This is a genomic window from Paracidovorax konjaci, from assembly GCF_900112675.1.
Lineage (GTDB): Bacteria > Pseudomonadota > Gammaproteobacteria > Burkholderiales > Burkholderiaceae_C > Paracidovorax > Paracidovorax konjaci.
In genome coordinates this window covers 15,438-33,041 of record NZ_FOMQ01000020.1, presented here as the reverse complement: position 1 = coordinate 33,041, position 17,604 = coordinate 15,438, and the positions used below count along the sequence as shown (strand labels likewise).

Below are 17,604 nucleotides of genomic sequence, written 5' to 3'. Positions count from 1 at the left end.
CAGGCCCCCGGGAGGCCATCCGCACCCAGCGGTTCTGCCGTCAGGCGAGGGCTACGGAGGCAGCGCCGCAGCATTGCACCAATGCCTGTCAGCGCTTGATGCCGAAGGCGCCCAGCATCTGCTCGGTCTGCTTTTGCATCTGCTCCTGCATCTGCGTGAACATCGCCTGGGACTGCTCGCGGTACTGGCCCATCATGCCCTGGTAGAGCGGCGACTGCGGGCTCATGAACTGGGTCCACATCTCGGGCGTGAACCCCTGCGATTGCTCGGCCATGCGGGCCTGGAAGTCGGAGAACATCTGCACGTTCTTCTCCAGATAGGCCCCCATGAAGCCCTGCATGGCGTGGCCGTAGAAGCGGATGATGTTGGCCAGCACCGCCTCGGTGAACATCGGCGCGCCGCCGGCCTCCTCTTCCAGGATGATCTGCAACAGGATGCTGCGCGTCAGGTCTTCGCTGGTCTTGGCATCGCGCACCACCACTTCTTCGCCGTCGATGACGAGCTGCTTGACCTCAGCGAGCGTGATGTAGGTGGAGGTGGAGGTGTCGTAGAGCCGGCGGTTCGGATACTTCTTGACGATGCGCTGCTGTGCGCTGGGTGGCGGGGAATCGGAGGGGGCATCTGACACGGCGGGCTCCTTGAACACATGGGCCAGGGATGAATGGCGTCCTGGATTTTTTGTTATGGCAGTGCGTCCGATTCTAGGGAGCGGCCCACGGCCGTGCCGCGAAGGAATACCCTGACGCCGCGCCGGCGTCACTTTGGGAGCATTCCGCGAGACGGCATGTCGGGGCAAATGGCCTAAGATGTACCGTGCCATTTCCTTCTCACCGGCCCCCTCTCGGAGCTTACGTGCCCCCCCTCGCCCGCGCCGCCCTGTGGTCTGCTGCCGTACTGCTGGCCAGCCCGGCACAACCGCAGCCGGCTGCCCCTGCGGCCGCGGCCGCGGGCGTTGCAGCCCCGGACGGAACGCCCGCCGCAGCCCGCCACGAGGAATGGCTCACGATCCACGGGTTCCCTGAAGTGCCGGACGGAGACATCGTCCAGATCAATCCCACAGCCCAGCAGTGGCAGAACCAGATCACCGTCGATCTGCGTGTCTCGCGCAGTTCCCTGCGCACCAGCTACAACAAAGGCCTGTACCGCTCCTACCGCGGCGTGGCCCTGTTCGACTGTGCCCAGCGCAAAGGCTGGTACCTTTCTCTGCAGTACTTCGGTGAGCCGCTCTGGCAGGGGCCGATGACCGCGCAGCTCGACTTCAAGGAAAACGAAGCGCCTGTGACCTTCGCGGGCATCCCTGGGGACCCGGCCGGCAAGCTCATCCGCGCGGCCTGCCGCAAGAAATAACGCGGCAGCGCGGCCCTCCCCGCCCCACGCCCATCGTCGCCATCGGCCGACACCCCCGGCACCGTGCAGTGCCTAGATTGGTGGCTTTCCAATCACCTGCACGGAGCTTCCCCGCATGTCTTCCTCCTCTTCTTCTACCCGGCGCCGCGTGGCGCTGCTCGTCACCGATGGCTTCGAGCAAGTCGAATTGACCGGTCCGCGCGATGCGTTGCGCAACGCAGGTTTCGATGCGCAGATCCTGGCGCCGAAGCCCGGACAGGTGCAAGGCTTCAACCATGTCGACAAAGCCGATCGGTTCGATGTCGATCAGACCCTGGACGATGCCTCGGCCGATGCCTTCGATGCAGTCGTATTGCCCGGTGGCGTCGTGAATGCCGACGCACTGCGCACCGACAAGAAAGCCCAGGCATTCGTACAGGCGGTGGATCGGGCGGGCAAGCCCGTGGCCGTGATCTGCCACGGCGCCTGGCTGCTGATCGACGCGGGCCTCGTCAAGGGCAAGACCCTCACCAGCTGGCCGAGCCTCGCGGCCGACCTGCGCAATGCGGGCGCGCAGTGGGTCGATGAACCAGTCCATGCCGAAGGGCAATGGATCAGCAGCCGCAAGCCCGACGACATCCCACGGTTCAATGAACAGATCCTGAAGACGCTCCAGCAAGCACCTTCCCCCGCCCAGGGCGCGCAAGGCAGATAACCGCCACCGCGGGCATCCGTCCATTCGCACTTTTTACGCGTGCATGGGCAGCCCGCCGTAGATGCAATCCAGCCACCGAGAAAGGATTCACCATGGTCACCCAGCTCGATTCCCCTGACGGCAAACCCCGCAAAGACCCCGATCGGCCCAGCCCTGCCTTCGTGGAAACGGACGACCGCACGCGCATCGACACGCCGGATGGGCCCGCTCCCGCACACAAGGGGCCTTCGCCGGACCGAGACCCGGGCGGAGCACCACCTTCGCCCGACCAGCGAGAGTGATGGATCCACCGCGGCACCCTGCTGCGACGGGTGAGCGGCCTGGGCAGCGCCCGGAGGGCTTGCCCATCCCTTCCGCGATGCGCAGGACGGCGCTGGAAGCCTCTGGGCATGGTGGGGGTATCGACACGATTGCTCGAGCACCGCTCTAAAATCGCGCCTCCCTTGGGGAGTAGCCTGCCTTCCACTGTGTGAAGGCGCCTGCGTCAACACACTCGGCATCTTCCATGCCGTGGCGCCGGCATCCGTTTTTCGGTTGGCGAGACCATCGGCATTCCATCGCGACGCAGGTCGGGCAGCGGTGGTATGCCGTTGCGCTCACGCCCGGCCGATCAAAAGTTGCTCCACATGAATCTCGCCGCCATTTCGGTGTTGGCCTTCGCCATGTCCACCGACGCCTTTGCCGCCGCCGTCGGCAAGGGAACCGCGCTCCTCAAGCCCCGCTGGTCCGAGGCTCTTCGCACCGGGGCCATCTTCGGTGCCATCGAAGCGATCACACCCATCGTCGGCTGGGCCTTGGGATCCGCAGCGTCGGACTACGTCAAGGCCTGGGACCACTGGATCGCATTCGTCCTGCTCTTGTGCCTGGGCGGACATATGCTGGCGGGCTCCCTGAGAAACTCGGAGGAATCGACAGAGAAGCCCACGCGCCACGGCTTCTGGCTTTTGGTCGTCACCGGATTTGCCACCAGCGTCGATGCCATGGCGGTGGGCGTGGGGCTTGCCTTTCTGGACGTCAATATCGTCACCGTGGCCCTGGCGATCGGCCTGGCCACCTTCAACATGGTGACGCTCGGCGTCATGGTGGGCCGCTTTCTCGGGGCCGTCGTGGGTCGCTGGGCGGAAGGCCTGGGGGGCCTGCTGCTCATGGGAATCGGGGCTTTGATCCTGTTCGAGCATCTCCAGGCTGCCGCCTGAGAGAACTGCATCCGGTTGCCGCTCGCACCCCTGGACGCAGCAAGCGGCCCATGCCGGCGAAGCCCGCCCCTGCGGGGTGCGCGCTGCAGCGCATGGCAGTCAGGTGCCGGGTGCGACCTTCCAGAGTTCACCCTTTTCCTCGTCGGTCACGATGTACAGCGCGCCATCCGGGCCCTGGCGAACGTCCCGCACACGTTTGCCGCGGTCTGCCAACAGCCACTCTTCACCGACAACGCGCTGGTTTTCGAGCACCAGGCGAACCAGCGCCGTCTTCTTCATGCCGCCCACGAAAAGGTTTCCTTTCCACGCCGGGAAGGCGCTGCCCGTGTACCACTGCGCGCCCGATGGGGCAATCACGGGATCCCAGTAGTAGACAGGCTGCGTCAGGCCTTCGCGCGCCGTGGCTCCTTCGCCGATGGGTCGGCCGGAGTACTCTTCACCGTAGGCGATCAGCGGCCAGCCGTAGTTCTTGCCCTTCTCGATGAAATTCAATTCGTCGCCACCCTGGGTGCCCATCTCGACCACCCACAGCCCGCCTTTCGGATCGAACGCGGCGGCCTGCACATTGCGCTGCCCGATGGACCAGATCTCCGGCAAGGCGCCAGCACGGCCGACGAACGGGTTGTCTTCAGGAACACTGCCATCGGGCCGGATCCGGAGCACCTTGCCCAGGTGGCTGTCCAATTGCTGCGCCTGCGGCCTGGTGGCGCGGTCGGAACGCTCCCCGGTGGTCACATAGAGCATGCCGTCGGGGCCGAACGCAAGGCGCGAGCCGTAGTGCTTGTCGCCGTCGTACGTGGGCATGGTGCGCAGGATCACGCTGACCTGCTCGAGGCGTGTGCGGTCCTGGGACAACACACCCCTCGCCACACTGGTGCCATTGCCACCCTGGCGCGGCTCCGAGAAGCTCCAGTAGATCGTGCGGTCCGAAGCGAACTGCGGACTCAGTTCCACATCCAGCAACCCGCCCTGCCCGCGCGCATCGACGGGCGGCAGGCCAGCGATCGGCGCACCGAGCTTTCCGTCGCTGGACACCACCCTCAAGCGGCCGGGCTTCTCCGTGACCAGCAAGGCGCCGTCTGGCAGGGGCTCCACCGACCATGGCTTGACCAAGCCTGTCGCCAGCACGGTCACCTTGAGCGCTGCGCTCTTGGCAGCAGGGCAAGCGCGTGTCTGCCCTGCGAAGGCTGGCTGCTGCGACGAAGCGTTGGCCGCCTTCGATTCCAGCGGCTTGCATTCGGAAGTAGGTGCCGGCTGCGCCCATGCCGTGGCGAATGCCAGGGAGAGCACGGAGGCGACGAGCGGAGGAATGGAGCGTCTGGTCATGGCGGATAGCGAGCATTCAGCCGATGGTTGAGTAGCCCCGCATCGTAGGTTCGCGGTTTTCCCCGGCATGTAATCCAACACCACTTTTCTCGCATTCGCGGCGATACCGGCGATGGCCGGGCTGCACAGGCCGTGCCATGCCTGTGCCTTTGAAATCCGGAACCCGATCTGCATACTGCGAATGGCCAGCAAAAGAAAAAGCCTTCCAGACCGATGGTCTGGAAGGCTTTGTACCAATGGTTAGTTGGTAGGCGCGATTGGACTCGAACCAACGACCCCCACCATGTCAAGGTGGTGCTCTAACCAGCTGAGCTACGCGCCTGTGTGTATTCGAGAAGCGAGATTGTAGCAGTAAAAAACAGGGCTTCCGGGCAAACCACGCACAACGTGCACATTCACTGCGGATCGCCCGTCTATCGCCTTCGCGCGGAACGCACGCCGGGCACGGAGGCCACGATGCCCAGCACCTTGTTGAGGCGGCCGGAATCCGCGACTTCGACCGTGAAGGTCATCCACGCCGTGCCTTTGACGGACTGGGTCTGTACGCCGATCACGTTCGTTTTCTCGCGAGCGAACACTTCGGAAATGTCGCGCAGCAAGCCCTGCCGGTCCGCGGCTTCCACGGCGACATCGACGGGGTAGACCGCGGCGGCCGGCCCGTGGCCGCCCTGCCCGCCCGCCTGGCCGCCGCCCCACTCCACCTCGATCACGCGCTCGGCATTGCGGGCCGCCATTTCGCGGAAGTTGCTGCAGTCGGCACGGTGCACGCTTACGCCCTTGCCGCGCGTGACGAAGCCGCGGATGGAATCGGGTGGCGCGGGCCGGCAGCATTTGGCCAGCTGCGTCATGAGCGAGTCGATGCCCACCACCAGCACGCCCCCCTTGGGCGATGCCTCCGAAGTGCGCGCCTTCTTGAGCAGCAGGTAGTCGTCGGGCTGCAGCACCGGCTCGGGCGGCCGCAAAAGGGTCTCGATGGTGCGCAGCGAGAACTCGTCCTTGCCCACCACTTCGAACAGCGCGTCGGCCGTCTTGAAGCCGAGCTGGACGGCCAGGTCTTCGAGCCGGATGGCCGTCTTGCCCTCCCGCTGCAGCAGCTTCTCGACGGCCTCGCGGCCCCGTGCGACGGTCTCGTGCGTGGCCTGCGCGTTGAACCAGGCGCGCACCTTGGCGCGGGCGCGGTGGCTGGTGAGGTAGCCCAGTTCGGCATTGAGCCAGTCGCGGGACGGCCGGCCTTCCTTCACGGTGCTGATCTCGACCGTCTGCCCGTTGTGCAGGGCGGTGTTGAGCGGAACCATCGCACCATCGACCCGCGCGCCGCGGCAGCGGTGGCCCAGGCTGGTGTGCACCGCGTACGCGAAGTCCACCGGCGTGGCGCCCTGCGGCAACTCCACGACTTCGGCGTTCGGCGTGAGCACGTAGATGCGGTCCTCGAACAGACCGCGGTGCTGCACCGCGCCGGCCATGTCGCGCTCCCAGGCCAGCAACTGCCGCAGCACGGCGATCTTGGCGTCGTATTCGCTGCTGGCGGTCACGCCGCCGTAGCCCTTGGTACCCGCTTCCTTGTAGGCCCAGTGGGCGGCAACGCCGTGCTCCGCATGGTCGTGCATGGCCTGGGTGCGGATCTGGATCTCGATGGCCTTGCCGGCCTCGTCGCGCACCACCGTGTGCAGCGACTGGTAGCCGTTGGGCTTGGGCTTGGCGATGTAGTCGTCGAACTCGGCATCGATGGGCTTGAAATGCTCGTGCACCCACGACAGGGCCGCGTAGCAGTCCTTCACCGACGGCACCACCACGCGCAGCGCGCGGATGTCGAACACCTGGTCGAAATCGAGCGACTTGCCGCGCATCTTCTTCACGATGCTGTAGATGTGCTTGGGCCGGCCCTGCACGCTCGCGCTGATGCTGCGGGCACGCAGCTCGGATTCGAGCCGGCCGCGCAATTGCTCCATGTACACCTCGCGCTCGGCGCGCTTCTCGTCGAGCAGCCGCGCGATCTGCTTGTAGGTGTCCGGCTCCAGGAAACGGAACGACAGGTCTTCCAGTTCCCACTTCATCTGCCAGATGCCGAGCCGGTTCGCCAGGGGCGCGAAGACCTGCAGCGCCTCGCGCGCGATGGCGGGCGAGACGGGCCGCTTGGTGGCCGCATAGAAGCGCAGCGTCTGCAGCCGCGAGGCCAGGCGCAGCATGACCACGCGCAGGTCGCGCGAGAAGGCCAGCAGCATCTTGCGGACGTTCTCTGTCTGGGTAACCGGATCGTCGACGGCGTGGCCGGCCAATTGGGCCTCGCGCGCCTGCTGCTGAACGCGCATGAGCTTGGTGGTCTCGACGGCCAGCGTGGCAAAGTTCTGCCCGAAGGCCTTGGCGATGACTTCCTCGGGCTTGTTGAGGTGGGAGCACGCATGCACCAGGTAGCTGGCGGCCTGCATGGCCTCCGATCCGCCTATGGCCTTCAGGATGGCCGCCACGGCTTCGGCATGGGCAAACGTGTTTTCGCCGGTTTCCAGCGTTTCGCTGGACAGCAGCGGCTCCGCGAAGGCGCGCGCGCGCACCAGGGCACCCGCCTGCTCGGGCAACGCCAGCGAGGTGGCCGCGATCAGCTGCGGCAGCGCCTCCTGCCCCGGAAAAGCGTGCGCCTGGGGCGGTGCGACGGTCTTCATGCGCTCACCCCTTCGGCGTGCGCCACGTCCTGCGCCGGCTCGCCGAAAAGGAATTGATCCACCACGTCCACCTGCCCCGAGGCGACCAGCGTGGGCGCATGCCCTACTCCAGGCCATTCGACCACGCGGGCGCACGGGCCGCGCTGCGCCATGGCCTGCACCGTGGCGGGCACCAGCAAATCGGAGTCGGCACCGCGCAGGACCAGCGTGCGCGCGCGGATGTGGTCGTAGAGCTGCCACAGGCGTTCGTCCGCGGCGCGCGCGATCTCGGGCGTGAGGCTGCGGAAGGCTTCGGCGATGGCCGGGTCGTAATGCAGGCGGCATGCGCCGCCGGGCAGCGGGCGCAGCATCGGCTCGGACAGCGCCAGCCATTCCTGCGGCGTGTGCGGGCCGAACCCCGCGGAGATGACCCGCAGCGCCTCCACGGCGGCGGCGGCGCTGCCGAAGCGCACCACCTTGCCGACGTACTGCCCGATGCGCTGCAGGGCCGCCCACTCCAGGGCCGGTCCCACGTCGTTCAGGACCAGCCGGCGCACCGGCACGGGCAGAGGCAGATCGGGCTGCCCGCACAGGGCCATGCCGATGAGCCCTCCCATGCTGGTGCCCACCCAGTCGAGGGTGCGCAGCGGCGCCTGTGCATGCAGGTGGTGCAGCAACGCGAGCATGTCGCCCGCGTACACGGGCACCTGGTAGCAGGCGGGATCGGCCAGCCAGTCGCTGTGACCGCGGCCCGCCACGTCCGGGCAGACGACGCGCGCATGCCGCGAGAGCCTGCGGGCCAGCACGTCGAAGTCTCGGCCCTGGCGCGTGAGCCCGTGCACGCAGACCACCACGTGCGGATGGGCGGGGTCGCCGGTGCCGTTCCACTCCCAATACGCCATGCGGTGCCCGCTATCGCCGCCTCCGGAAGGGGCCGTCGGGTTCGCCGCGGCACCGGGGCAATGTACGTAGTTCAGCGTAGGCTCAGTCATGGCAGGGAATCGTCTCGGGGGCGCTCGATAATGGCCCCGTTCATCCTAATTCATTCGGAGAGACCGACATGCTTCTCACTGGCAAGACTGCGCTCGTCACGGGTTCCACCAGCGGCATCGGGCTGGGGATCGCCAAGGCCCTGGCACGCGAAGGCGCCAACATCGTCCTGAACGGCTTCGGCGACGTCGACGGCCCCCGCGCCGAGGTGCTGGCCGCAGGCCATGCGGCGGGCGCGCAGGTGGCGTACCACGGCGCGGACATGGGCCGCGCGGCGGACATCGAAGACCTCATGAAATACAGCGCCAGCCAGTTCGGCCAGGTGGACATCCTGGTGAACAACGCCGGCATCCAGCATGTCGCCAACGTCGAGGACTTCCCCGTCGAGAAGTGGGACGCGATCATCGCGATCAACCTGAGCAGCGCCTTCCATACCTCGCGCCTGGCCCTGCCCGCGATGAAGGCCGCCAACTGGGGCCGCATCATCAACGTGGCCTCGGTACACGGGCTGGTGGGCTCGGCGCAGAAGTCCGCCTACGTGGCGGCCAAGCACGGCATCGTCGGCTTCACCAAGGTGACCGCGCTCGAAACCGCGGCGACGGGCGTGACCTGCAACGCGATCTGCCCCGGGTGGGTGCTGACGCCGCTGGTGCAGAAGCAGGTGGACGCGAAGGCGGCCGAGCACGGCTTGTCGAATGACGACGCCAAGCGGCTCCTGCTCGGCGAGAAAGAACCCTCGATGCAGTTCACCACGCCGGAAGAGCTGGGCGAGCTGGCGGTGTTCTTCTGCTCCCCCGCGGCCAACAATGTGCGCGGCGTCGCCTGGAACATGGACGGCGGCTGGGCCGCGCAATAACGCGCCGCCGTCGCGGGCCGGGCGCCCTGCCCGGCCTGCGTCGCTTGCTATGAATTAAATAGCAAACTATTCAATGGAATCGGCGGCATGGAGGCAAAAACACTCCAAGCCTCCGCATCGCCGCCCGATCCGGCTCAGCGCAGCTGTACCGAGCCCGACACGTTCACCACCACCTGCGCCTTGCCGGCCTCGACCGGCACCGGTGCGTCGGCGGACGACATCGAGGCCTTCGCCTCCATGGCCATCATGCGCGGACGCGGCCCGGGCGTGACTTCGTTGCTGTTCACCGAGACTTCGCGCAGCGAGTAGCCGGAGAAACCGAAGCCCTTCGCCAGTTCGGAGGCGCGCGCCTTGAAGTCCTCGATCGCCCGGGTCTGGGCCTCGCCTTCGACGCGGGCCCGCGCTTCCTTGGACAGATCGAACGCCACTTGGCTGATCGGCATCGCCTGGATGCGGCCGGCCGTCGAGGTGATGCGCGCGAAGTCGCGGCCCTGCAGCACCAGCTCCGCCCGGCCCTGCCATGCCGTGATCTTCCCGTCCTTGCCGTAGCGCGGGTAGAGGCCGAAGGGGCCCGTGCGCACTTCCAGCTGCTCGGGCTGCGCGGCGCGCTTGGCCTCGGCCAGCCCCGCCTCCAGCGCCTGCTTGAGCTGCGCCTGCACCGTGGCGGCGTCTGCGCCCTCGCGCGTGGCGGCCAGCGTCAGCACCAGCAGGTCCTGCTGCACATCCACCGACCCCGTGGCGGACAGCTGCAGTACGTTCTGCGGCGCGGGCGCCGTGCCCTGGGCAAAAACGGTGCCTGCGCAGGCGGCGATGGCACAGCTTGCAACCAATCGGGTGATGACTTTCATGGATTTCCTTCGCATGGATCAGGGGGAAAAGGGTGGAAGACCGCCTTGCCGGCGGACTGGACCGGCCACGTTAACCCAGCCTATGCAGGCGGACGATGAAGGCCATGCAGCGCGGCTGCGAGACGCCGCAAAACTTGTAACACTTGGTCAGGCGCCCCGGAAAAACGCGAACTTCGGCCCGCAAGGTGGTCAGAATCGGCTCTGTTACAAATAGGACTTGGGAAACACATGGCCTCTACAACCAACCGTACCGACAAGATTCTCGTGGTGGACGATGACGCACGCATCCGCGATCTGCTGCGGCGCTATCTCACCCAGGAGGGCTTCGAAGTCATGGTGGCGGAAGACGGCAAGGCCCTCAACCGCATCCTGCTGCGCGAGACGGTCGAATTGATCGTGCTGGATCTCATGATGCCCGGCGAAGACGGGCTCTCCATCTGCCGGCGCCTGCGCGCCGCCAATGACCGCACCCCCATCATCATGCTCACCGCCAAGGGCGAGGACGTGGACCGCATCGTCGGCCTGGAAGTGGGCGCGGACGATTACCTGGGCAAGCCTTTCAACCCGCGCGAACTGCTGGCCCGCATCCACGCGGTGCTGCGCCGCCGCCCGCCGCAGGAAGCGCCGGGCGCTCCCTCGGGCGACAACGAGGTCGTCACTTTCGGCCCCTTCACGTTCGACCTGGGCACGCGTGCCCTGCAGAAGAACGGCGAAGAGTTGCCGCTCACCACCGGCGAATTCGCCATGCTGAAGGCGCTGGTGCGCCACCCGCGCCAGCCACTGTCGCGCGAAAAGCTGGCCCTGCTGGCGCGTGGCCGCGAGTTCGAACCCTTCGACCGCAGCCTGGACGTGCAGGTGTCGCGCCTGCGCAAGCTGGTCGAGGTGGACGCCGCCGCGCCGCGATACATCCAGACCGTGTGGGGCGTGGGCTATGTGTTCGTGCCGGACGGAGCGAGCTGACCGGCCGCCCGATGCACGACACGCGGGGGCGGGGATGCGCGGCCCGCACCAGCCTCCGCGCCCCTTCTTTTCCTGATCCGACATGAGCGCCTCCTACGACGCGTCCACCGACGCCACCAGCCCGGCCCCGCTCGAGGCGCCCACCAGCCGGCGTGCCGCGCAGCGCGCGCGCGTGGGGCTGAACCTTTTCTGGCGCACCTTCTTCCTGCTGGCGCTGCTGCTGGTGGGCAGCATCCTCGCGTGGCTGCAGACGCTGCGCGCCCTCGAATTCGAACCCCGCACGCTGCAGACCGCGCAGCAGATCGCCTCGCTGGTCAACCTGAGCCGCGCCGCGCTGGTGCATGCCGACGCGATCGCGCGCGTATCGCTGATCAAGACCATGGCCGACCAGGAGGGCGTGCGCATCCTCCCGCGCGAGCCCAGCGACCGCTTCGACCTGGTGGACGACACGGCGCTCGGCGCGCGCCTCACCGAGGAGCTGACCGAGCGCCTGGGCCCAGGCACCATCGTCGCGAGCAACGTGAACGGTGAAAGCGGCCTGTGGGTGGGCTTCACGATCAACGGCGACCCCAACTGGCTGCTGATGGACCGCTCGCGGCTCAGCACCGCCGGCGGCAAGACCTGGCTGATCTGGCTCATCACGGCCGCCGCCCTGTCGCTGGCCGGCGCCGCGGCCATCGCGCGGCTCATCAACCGGCCGCTCAAGCAGCTATCCTATGCGGCCAACCGCGTGCGCGACGGCGATTTCGCGGCCAGCCAGCTCGACGAGGAAGTCGTGACCAGCGAGATCCGCGAGGTGAACATCGGCTTCAACCGCATGGCGCAGAAGCTCGCCAAGCTGGAGCAAGACCGCGCCGTGATGCTCGCGGGCATCTCGCACGACCTGCGCACCCCGCTCGCGCGGCTGCGGCTGGAAACCGAGATGAGCGTGATCGACGACGTGGCGCGCGAGCACATGGTGGCCGACATCGTGCAGCTCGACGCCACCATCGACAAGTTCCTGGACTACGCGCGTCCCGACCACGTGACCCTCACGCCGGTCAACCTGCACGGCGTGGTGTCGTCCTGCGTATACGCGGTGCAGGACCACCGCGAGCTGCAGATCACCATGAGCGTGCCCGAAGACCTCATCGTGCTGGCCGACGAGGTCGAACTCGCGCGCGTGATCTCCAACCTGCTGGAGAACGCCCGCCGCTACGGCAAGACGCCCGACAGCGGCACCGCCTCGGTGGAGATCGCCGCCAAGGGGCGCGAGAAGTGGGTGCTCGTGAAGGTGCGAGACCATGGCCCGGGCGTGCCGCCCGACCAGCTCGCCAACCTCACCAAGCCCTTCTTCCGCGGCAATTCGGCCCGCACGGCCGCCGCGGGGGCCGGCCTGGGCCTGGCGATCGTGGACAAGACGGTGCAGCGCATGGGCGGCATCTTCGCGCTGGCCAATTCGGGGTCGGGCGGGCTGGTGGCGCACATCCAGCTGCAGCGCGCCGCACAGCTGCCGGCCGGCAAGGACCCCAAGCAGCGCCTGCAGCGCCCGCAGATCAAGCGGCAGCTGCCCCCCAGCGCCAAGGGCAACGGCGGCAAGCCGGTCAAGCCGGCGCGGGCCTGAACAGCAGCACCGCCGCGCGCGCCTCCATGGCCAGGCCCTGCCCCACGGGGCCCAGGCGCTCGGCGGTCTTGGCCTTCACGTTCACCTGATCGACCTGCAGCGAGAGCGCCTGCGCGATGCATCCGCGCATGCCGGGAATGTGCGGGGCAAGCCGGGGCGCCTGCGCGATCACCGTGCTGTCGATGTTGCCGATCTCGTAGCCCTGCGCGCGCACGCGGCGCGCGGCCTCCACCAGCAGCACCACCGAATCGGCGCCCTTGAAGCGCTCGTCGGTGTCGGGAAAATGGCTGCCGATGTCGCCCAGCGCCGCCGCGCCCAGCAGCGCATCGGTGATGGCGTGCAGGAGCACGTCGGCATCCGAATGGCCCAGCAGGCCCATGGTGTGCGGAATCTCCACGCCGCCGATCACCAAGCGGCGGCCCGGCACCAGGGCGTGCACGTCCCAGCCTTCGCCGATGCGGAATGGGGGAAGGGAAATCGTCATGTGCGGATCCATCGGCATCAGATCAGAAGAAAGTGCGGCCGGGCAGCGGCGCGCCCTGCGCGAGCGGCCCGCCGAAGCGCTCCAGCGTGGCCGGCAGGATGCGCTGCGCCAGCACCGCCTCCGCCAGCGCGAAATCGTCCGGGTAGGTGACCTTGAAGTTCTGCGCGCCGCCGGGCACGAGCCGCGGGTGCAGCCCCATGGCTTCCATCGCACTGGCTTCGTCGGTGGCCTGCGCGCCGTACTGGCCCAGCGCGCTCTCCAGCAGCCCCAGGCGGAACATCTGCGGCGTCTGGGCGAGCCATTTGTCGCTGCGGTCCACGGTGGAGGCGACACGCGCCCCGCCCGGCCCGCCGCTCGCGGTCTTGAGCGTGTCGGCCAGCTTGTGGGCCAGCAGGCCGCCCACGCTGTCGTGCTCGCAGGCATCGATGAGCGCGTCGATCTGCGCGGTGGTCACGAGGCAGCGCGCCGCATCGTGCACCAGCACCCAGTCGTCCGCCCCGGCGCCGCGCTCGCGCAGCACGCGCAGCCCGCCGAGCACGGTTTCCGCCCGCGTGGGGCCGCCGCAGGGCACCGCGAAATACAGCTCGGAGGGATGCGCGCCGAAGAACGTGTCGCCCTCGGCGACGGCCACCAGCGTGCCCAGGAGCCGCTGCACGCCAGCGAAGGCGGCGAGCGTGTGCAGCACGAGCGGCTGGCCCGCCACGGGCTGGTACTGCTTGGGCACCCCGGCAGCGGCGCCCGGCGCCACGGCGCGGGCTCCGGAGCCGGCGCAGGGCAGCAGCGCCCAGAAACGGGCCGGCGCGGCCGGTGGCGGAAGGGTCGGTCGGGACGGCAGCAGGTCGCTCATGGGGCGGCCATTGTAGGAGCGCGGCGCGAGCGCTCCGGACGGCGCCCCGGGGGCTGCGGCCGGCGGGGCTGCCCCGCCTAGAATGCCTGCTGGCCGCGCACCACCGCCGGCCAGCGCGCCGCCGCTTTCGCGTGCCCGGCCGGCGCCTGCCCTGCGGATGGCCCGGCCGCCCGCAGGCCGGCCCCGGCGGCGCCCCGACACGCCTTGCCCCTATCCGCTCCATGGACCTCCCCAAACTCATCCCCGGCAAACGTTTCACCGTGCCGCGCCCCGTGGGCAGCGCGGATGCCCTGCTGCTCGCGCGCGTCGCGGAGCGCGAGAAGGCCGCGCGGCGCACCACCGCCATCGTGACGGCCGACGCCACCGATGCCCAGCGCCTCATCGACGAAATGGCGTTCTTCGCGCCGGAGCTGCGCTGCGCGCTGTTCCCCGACTGGGAAACGCTGCCCTACGACACGTTCTCCCCCCACCAGGACCTGATCAGCGAGCGCCTGGCCACGCTCTGGCGCATCCGCCAGAAGGACGAGGCCACGGGCGCCGACGTGGTGCTGGTGCCCGCCACCACCGCCCTCTACCGCCTCGCGCCGCCCTCCTTCCTGGCGGGCTACACCTTCCAATTCAAGGTGCGGCAGAAGCTCGACGAGGCGCGCTTCAAGGCGCAGCTCACGCTGGCGGGCTACAGCCACGTCTCGCAGGTGGTGAGCCCCGGCGAATACGCAGTGCGCGGCGGGCTCATCGACCTCTTCCCCATGGGCTCGCCCGTGCCGTACCGGGTGGACCTGTTCGACGACGAGATCGACTCCATCCGCACGTTCGACCCCGACAGCCAGCGCAGCCTCTACCCCGTGCCGGAAGTGCGCCTGCTGCCCGGGCGCGAGTTCCCGATGGACGACGATGCGCGCGCGCGCTTCCGCAGCCGCTGGCGCGAACTGCTGGAAGGAGACCCCACCAAGAGCCGCGTCTACAAGGACATGGGCAACGGCGTGGCCACCGCCGGTATCGAGTACTACCTGCCGCTCTTCTTTGAGGAAACCGCCACCGTGTTCGACTACCTGGGCGACGATGCCACGGTGGTGCTGCACGGCGACCTGGAGCCGGCCTTCCAGCGCTTCTGGCAGGACACGAAGGACCGCTTCCGGCTCGTGCAGGGCGACCCCGAGCGCCCGGCGCTGCCGCCCGAGACGCTGTTCCTCACGGCCGAGCAGTTCTACACCCGCGCCAATGCGCATGCCCAGCTCGCGCTGCGCCCCGGCGTGGGCGACGTGGAGGACAGCGCCTTCTTCCAGAAGCTGCCCGAGCTGTCGGTGCAGCGCGGCGCCGAAGACCCGCTCGCGCGGCTGCAATCGCACATCCAGGCCACCGGGCACCGCGTGCTGCTGCTGGCCGAGAGCGACGGCCGGCGCGAAAGCCTGCTCGACTTCCTGCGCGCCTCGGGCGTGAACCCGCCGGCCTTCGATTCGCTGGCGCAATTCCAGGGCGGCGCGCCCGAGAAGGTCGGCATCGCCACGGCGGCGCTCGCCGTGGGCTTCCGCTGGATGGACGGCGGCATCGACTTCGTCACCGAGACGGAGCTGTTCGCCGCCACGCCCACCACGCGCCGCCGCAAGAAGCAGGAGCAGGTGAGCGACGTAGAGGCCCTCATCAAGGACCTCTCCGAGCTGAACCTGGGCGACCCGGTGGTGCACAGCGCGCACGGCATCGGCCGCTACCGCGGCCTCGTCAACATGGACGTGGGCCAGAAGAACGCCGACGGCAGCTCCGCTTGCCAAGAGTTCCTGCACCTCGAATACGCCGACAAGGCGGTGCTCTACGTGCCGGTGAGCCAGTTGCAGCTCATCAGCCGCTACACGGGCGTGTCGGCCGACGAGGCCCCGCTGCACAAGCTGGGCAGCGGCCAGTGGGAGAAGGCCAAGCGCAAGGCGGCCGAGCAGGTGCGCGACTCCGCGGCCGAGCTGCTCAACATCTACGCCCGCCGCGCCGCGCGCGAAGGCCATGCGTTCCGGTACTCGCCGCAGGACTATGAGCAGTTCGTGGCCGACTTCGGTTTCCAGGAGACGGCCGACCAGAACGCCGCCATCCACGCGGTGATCCAGGACATGATCTCGCCCCGCCCCATGGACCGGCTGGTCTGCGGCGACGTGGGTTTCGGCAAGACCGAGGTGGCGCTGCGCGCGGCCTTCGTGGCCGTCACGGGCGGCAAGCAGGTGGCCTTCCTCGCGCCCACCACGCTGCTGGCCGAGCAGCACTACCAGACGCTCGTGGACCGCTTCAGCAAGTGGCCCGTGAAGATCGCCGAGGTCTCGCGCTTCCGCTCGGGCAAGGAGATCACGGCGGCCATCAAGGGCATCGGTGACGGCACCGTGGACATCGTGGTGGGCACGCACAAGCTGCTGTCGGAATCGACAAAGTTCCACAACCTGGGCCTGCTCATCATCGACGAGGAGCACCGCTTCGGCGTGCGCCACAAGGAGCAGATGAAGGCCCTGCGCGCCGAGGTGGACGTGCTCACGCTCACCGCCACGCCGATCCCGCGCACGCTGGGCATGGCGCTCGAAGGCCTGCGCGACCTCTCCGTGATCGCCACCGCGCCGCAGCGGCGCCTGGCGATCAAGACCTTCGTGCGCAACGAGGGCACGGGCGTGATCCGCGAGGCCGTGCTGCGCGAATTGAAGCGCGGCGGGCAGTGCTACTTCCTGCACAACGAGGTCGAGACCATCGAGAACCGGCGCCAAAAGCTCGAGGAGATATTGCCGGAGGCCCGCATCGCCGTGGCCCACGGCCAGATGCCCGAGCGCGAGCTGGAGAAGGTGATGCGCGACTTCGTGGCGCAGCGCTACAACATCCTGCTGTGCTCGACCATCATCGAGACCGGCATCGACGTGCCCACGGCCAACACCATCATCATGAGCCGCGCCGACAAGTTCGGCCTGGCGCAGTTGCACCAGTTGCGCGGGCGCGTGGGCCGCAGCCACCACCAGGCCTACGCCTACCTCATGGTGCCCGACACCGAGGGCCTGACCAAGCAGGCCGCCCAGCGGCTGGACGCCATCCAGCAGATGGAAGAACTCGGCTCGGGCTTCTACCTCGCCATGCACGACCTGGAGATCCGCGGGGCCGGCGAGGTGCTGGGCGAGAACCAGAGCGGCAACATGCTGGAGGTGGGTTTCCAGCTCTACAACGAGATGCTGGCGGAGGCCGTGAAATCGCTCAAGGCCGGCAAGGAACCCGACCTGCTCAGCCCCCTCTCGGCCACCACCGACATCAACCTGCATGCCCCCGCCCTGCTGCCCGACGACTACTGCGGCGACGTGCACCTGCGCCTGTCGTTCTACAAGAAGCTCGCCACCGCGAAGACCAGCGACCAGATCGACAACCTGCTCGAAGAGATCGTGGACCGCTTCGGCAAGCTGCCCCCGCAGGCGCAGACGCTGATCGACGTGCACCGCCTGCGCGTGCTGTCGCAGCCCTACGGCGTGCTCAAGGTGGATGCCGCGCCCGGCGTGACGAACATCACGTTCCGGCCCCAGCCGCCGATCGATCCGATGCACATCATCCACCTGATCCAGAAGAATAAGCACATCAAGCTCGCGGGCAACGAGAAGCTGCGCATCGAGCGCGAACTGCCGGAGGCGAAGGACCGGGCGCAGATGGTGCGCGACGTGCTGCGCAGCCTGGGCCAGCCGCTCACGTCCGCGCAGGGCGCCGCGGCCTGACGGCCGGCGGGCGCCCCGCGCGGGCACGCGGATTGCCGGGGCCAGGTGCCGGGCGCGCAAGGGCCTGGCCCCCGCGCCGGTCCGCCCTTTTTGCGCCGTTGCGT

At 68.3% G+C, this 17,604-nt stretch carries 15 protein-coding genes, 1 tRNA gene and 1 riboswitch; of the genes, 8 read left to right on the top strand and 8 right to left on the bottom strand.

Going from position 1 to position 17,604, the window contains the following annotated elements; genetic code table 11:
* Positions 1–88: 88 nt before the first annotated feature.
* Entirely contained in the window at positions 89–628 is a 540-nt protein-coding gene (gene phaR, locus BM144_RS20805; RefSeq protein WP_092957160.1) for a polyhydroxyalkanoate synthesis repressor PhaR, read from the bottom strand.
* 224 nt (positions 629–852) lie between these two features.
* Here phaR and BM144_RS20800 point away from each other — a divergent pair, with 224 nt between their 5' ends.
* The 4 genes from BM144_RS20800 to mntP all read left to right on the top strand — a co-directional run bounded on the left by BM144_RS20800 (position 853) and on the right by mntP (position 3,237).
* Positions 853–1,347: a surface-adhesin E family protein gene (locus BM144_RS20800; RefSeq protein ID WP_245783755.1), complete on the top strand. Its 495-nt coding sequence runs from the start codon at positions 853–855 to the stop codon at positions 1,345–1,347.
* 115 nt (positions 1,348–1,462) lie between these two features.
* On the top strand, positions 1,463–2,041 hold the full coding sequence (locus BM144_RS20795) for a type 1 glutamine amidotransferase domain-containing protein (RefSeq protein WP_092957086.1): 579 nt from the start codon (positions 1,463–1,465) through the stop codon (positions 2,039–2,041).
* Between the two features lie 92 nt (positions 2,042–2,133).
* On the top strand, positions 2,134–2,322 hold the full coding sequence (locus BM144_RS20790; protein ID WP_092957083.1) for a hypothetical protein: 189 nt from the start codon (positions 2,134–2,136) through the stop codon (positions 2,320–2,322).
* Positions 2,323–2,478: 156 nt separating this feature from the next.
* Positions 2,479–2,648, top strand: a riboswitch (yybP-ykoY riboswitch).
* 19 nt (positions 2,649–2,667) lie between these two features.
* Positions 2,668–3,237, top strand: coding sequence for a manganese efflux pump MntP (mntP, locus tag BM144_RS20785; RefSeq protein ID WP_092957154.1), 570 nt, complete (start codon positions 2,668–2,670; stop codon positions 3,235–3,237).
* 99 nt (positions 3,238–3,336) lie between these two features.
* Here the strand turns inward: mntP and BM144_RS20780 are convergent, their stop codons facing one another.
* The 4 genes from BM144_RS20780 to BM144_RS20765 form a co-directional block, all read right to left on the bottom strand.
* On the bottom strand, positions 3,337–4,563 hold the full coding sequence (locus BM144_RS20780) for a PQQ-dependent sugar dehydrogenase (protein ID WP_092957080.1): 1,227 nt from the start codon (positions 4,561–4,563) through the stop codon (positions 3,337–3,339).
* Positions 4,564–4,808: 245 nt separating this feature from the next.
* Positions 4,809–4,885 (bottom strand) — tRNA-Val (locus tag BM144_RS20775).
* A gap of 91 nt (positions 4,886–4,976) precedes the next feature.
* On the bottom strand, positions 4,977–7,220 hold the full coding sequence (locus tag BM144_RS20770) for a RelA/SpoT family protein (protein WP_092957077.1): 2,244 nt from the start codon (positions 7,218–7,220) through the stop codon (positions 4,977–4,979).
* On the bottom strand, positions 7,217–8,191 hold the full coding sequence (locus tag BM144_RS20765; protein ID WP_092957074.1) for an alpha/beta fold hydrolase: 975 nt from the start codon (positions 8,189–8,191) through the stop codon (positions 7,217–7,219). The genes BM144_RS20770 and BM144_RS20765 overlap by 4 nt, the downstream gene beginning before the upstream one ends.
* Positions 8,192–8,259: 68 nt before the next feature.
* On the opposite strand from BM144_RS20765, the gene BM144_RS20760 reads away from it, so the two are divergent.
* Positions 8,260–9,045 carry a 3-hydroxybutyrate dehydrogenase gene (locus BM144_RS20760; RefSeq protein ID WP_092957071.1) on the top strand — a complete coding sequence of 262 codons (786 nt, stop codon included), beginning with the start codon at positions 8,260–8,262 and terminating at the stop codon, positions 9,043–9,045.
* A 134-nt stretch (positions 9,046–9,179) separates the two neighbouring features.
* On the opposite strand, the gene BM144_RS20755 is transcribed toward BM144_RS20760, so the two are convergent.
* Positions 9,180–9,893: an SIMPL domain-containing protein gene (locus BM144_RS20755; RefSeq protein WP_092957068.1), complete on the bottom strand. Its 714-nt coding sequence runs from the start codon at positions 9,891–9,893 to the stop codon at positions 9,180–9,182.
* A gap of 228 nt (positions 9,894–10,121) precedes the next feature.
* On the opposite strand from BM144_RS20755, the gene ompR reads away from it, so the two are divergent.
* On the top strand, positions 10,122–10,853 hold the full coding sequence (ompR, locus tag BM144_RS20750; RefSeq protein WP_011794721.1) for an osmolarity response regulator transcription factor OmpR: 732 nt from the start codon (positions 10,122–10,124) through the stop codon (positions 10,851–10,853).
* Between the two features lie 82 nt (positions 10,854–10,935).
* Entirely contained in the window at positions 10,936–12,456 is a 1,521-nt protein-coding gene (locus tag BM144_RS20745) for a sensor histidine kinase (protein ID WP_092957065.1), read from the top strand.
* Here the strand turns inward: BM144_RS20745 and ispF are convergent.
* Positions 12,437–12,940, bottom strand: coding sequence for a 2-C-methyl-D-erythritol 2,4-cyclodiphosphate synthase (gene ispF, locus BM144_RS20740; RefSeq protein WP_092957151.1), 504 nt, complete (start codon positions 12,938–12,940; stop codon positions 12,437–12,439). The two genes, BM144_RS20745 and ispF, sit on opposite strands and share 20 nt — an antisense overlap.
* 22 nt (positions 12,941–12,962) lie before the next feature.
* Complete coding sequence (ispD, locus tag BM144_RS20735; protein WP_092957062.1) at positions 12,963–13,787, bottom strand: 2-C-methyl-D-erythritol 4-phosphate cytidylyltransferase; 825 nt, start codon at positions 13,785–13,787, stop codon at positions 12,963–12,965.
* A gap of 221 nt (positions 13,788–14,008) precedes the next feature.
* Between ispD and mfd the strand changes: the two genes are divergently transcribed.
* Positions 14,009–17,500, top strand: coding sequence for a transcription-repair coupling factor (gene mfd, locus BM144_RS20730; RefSeq protein ID WP_092957059.1), 3,492 nt, complete (start codon positions 14,009–14,011; stop codon positions 17,498–17,500).
* Positions 17,501–17,604: the final 104 nt, after the last annotated feature.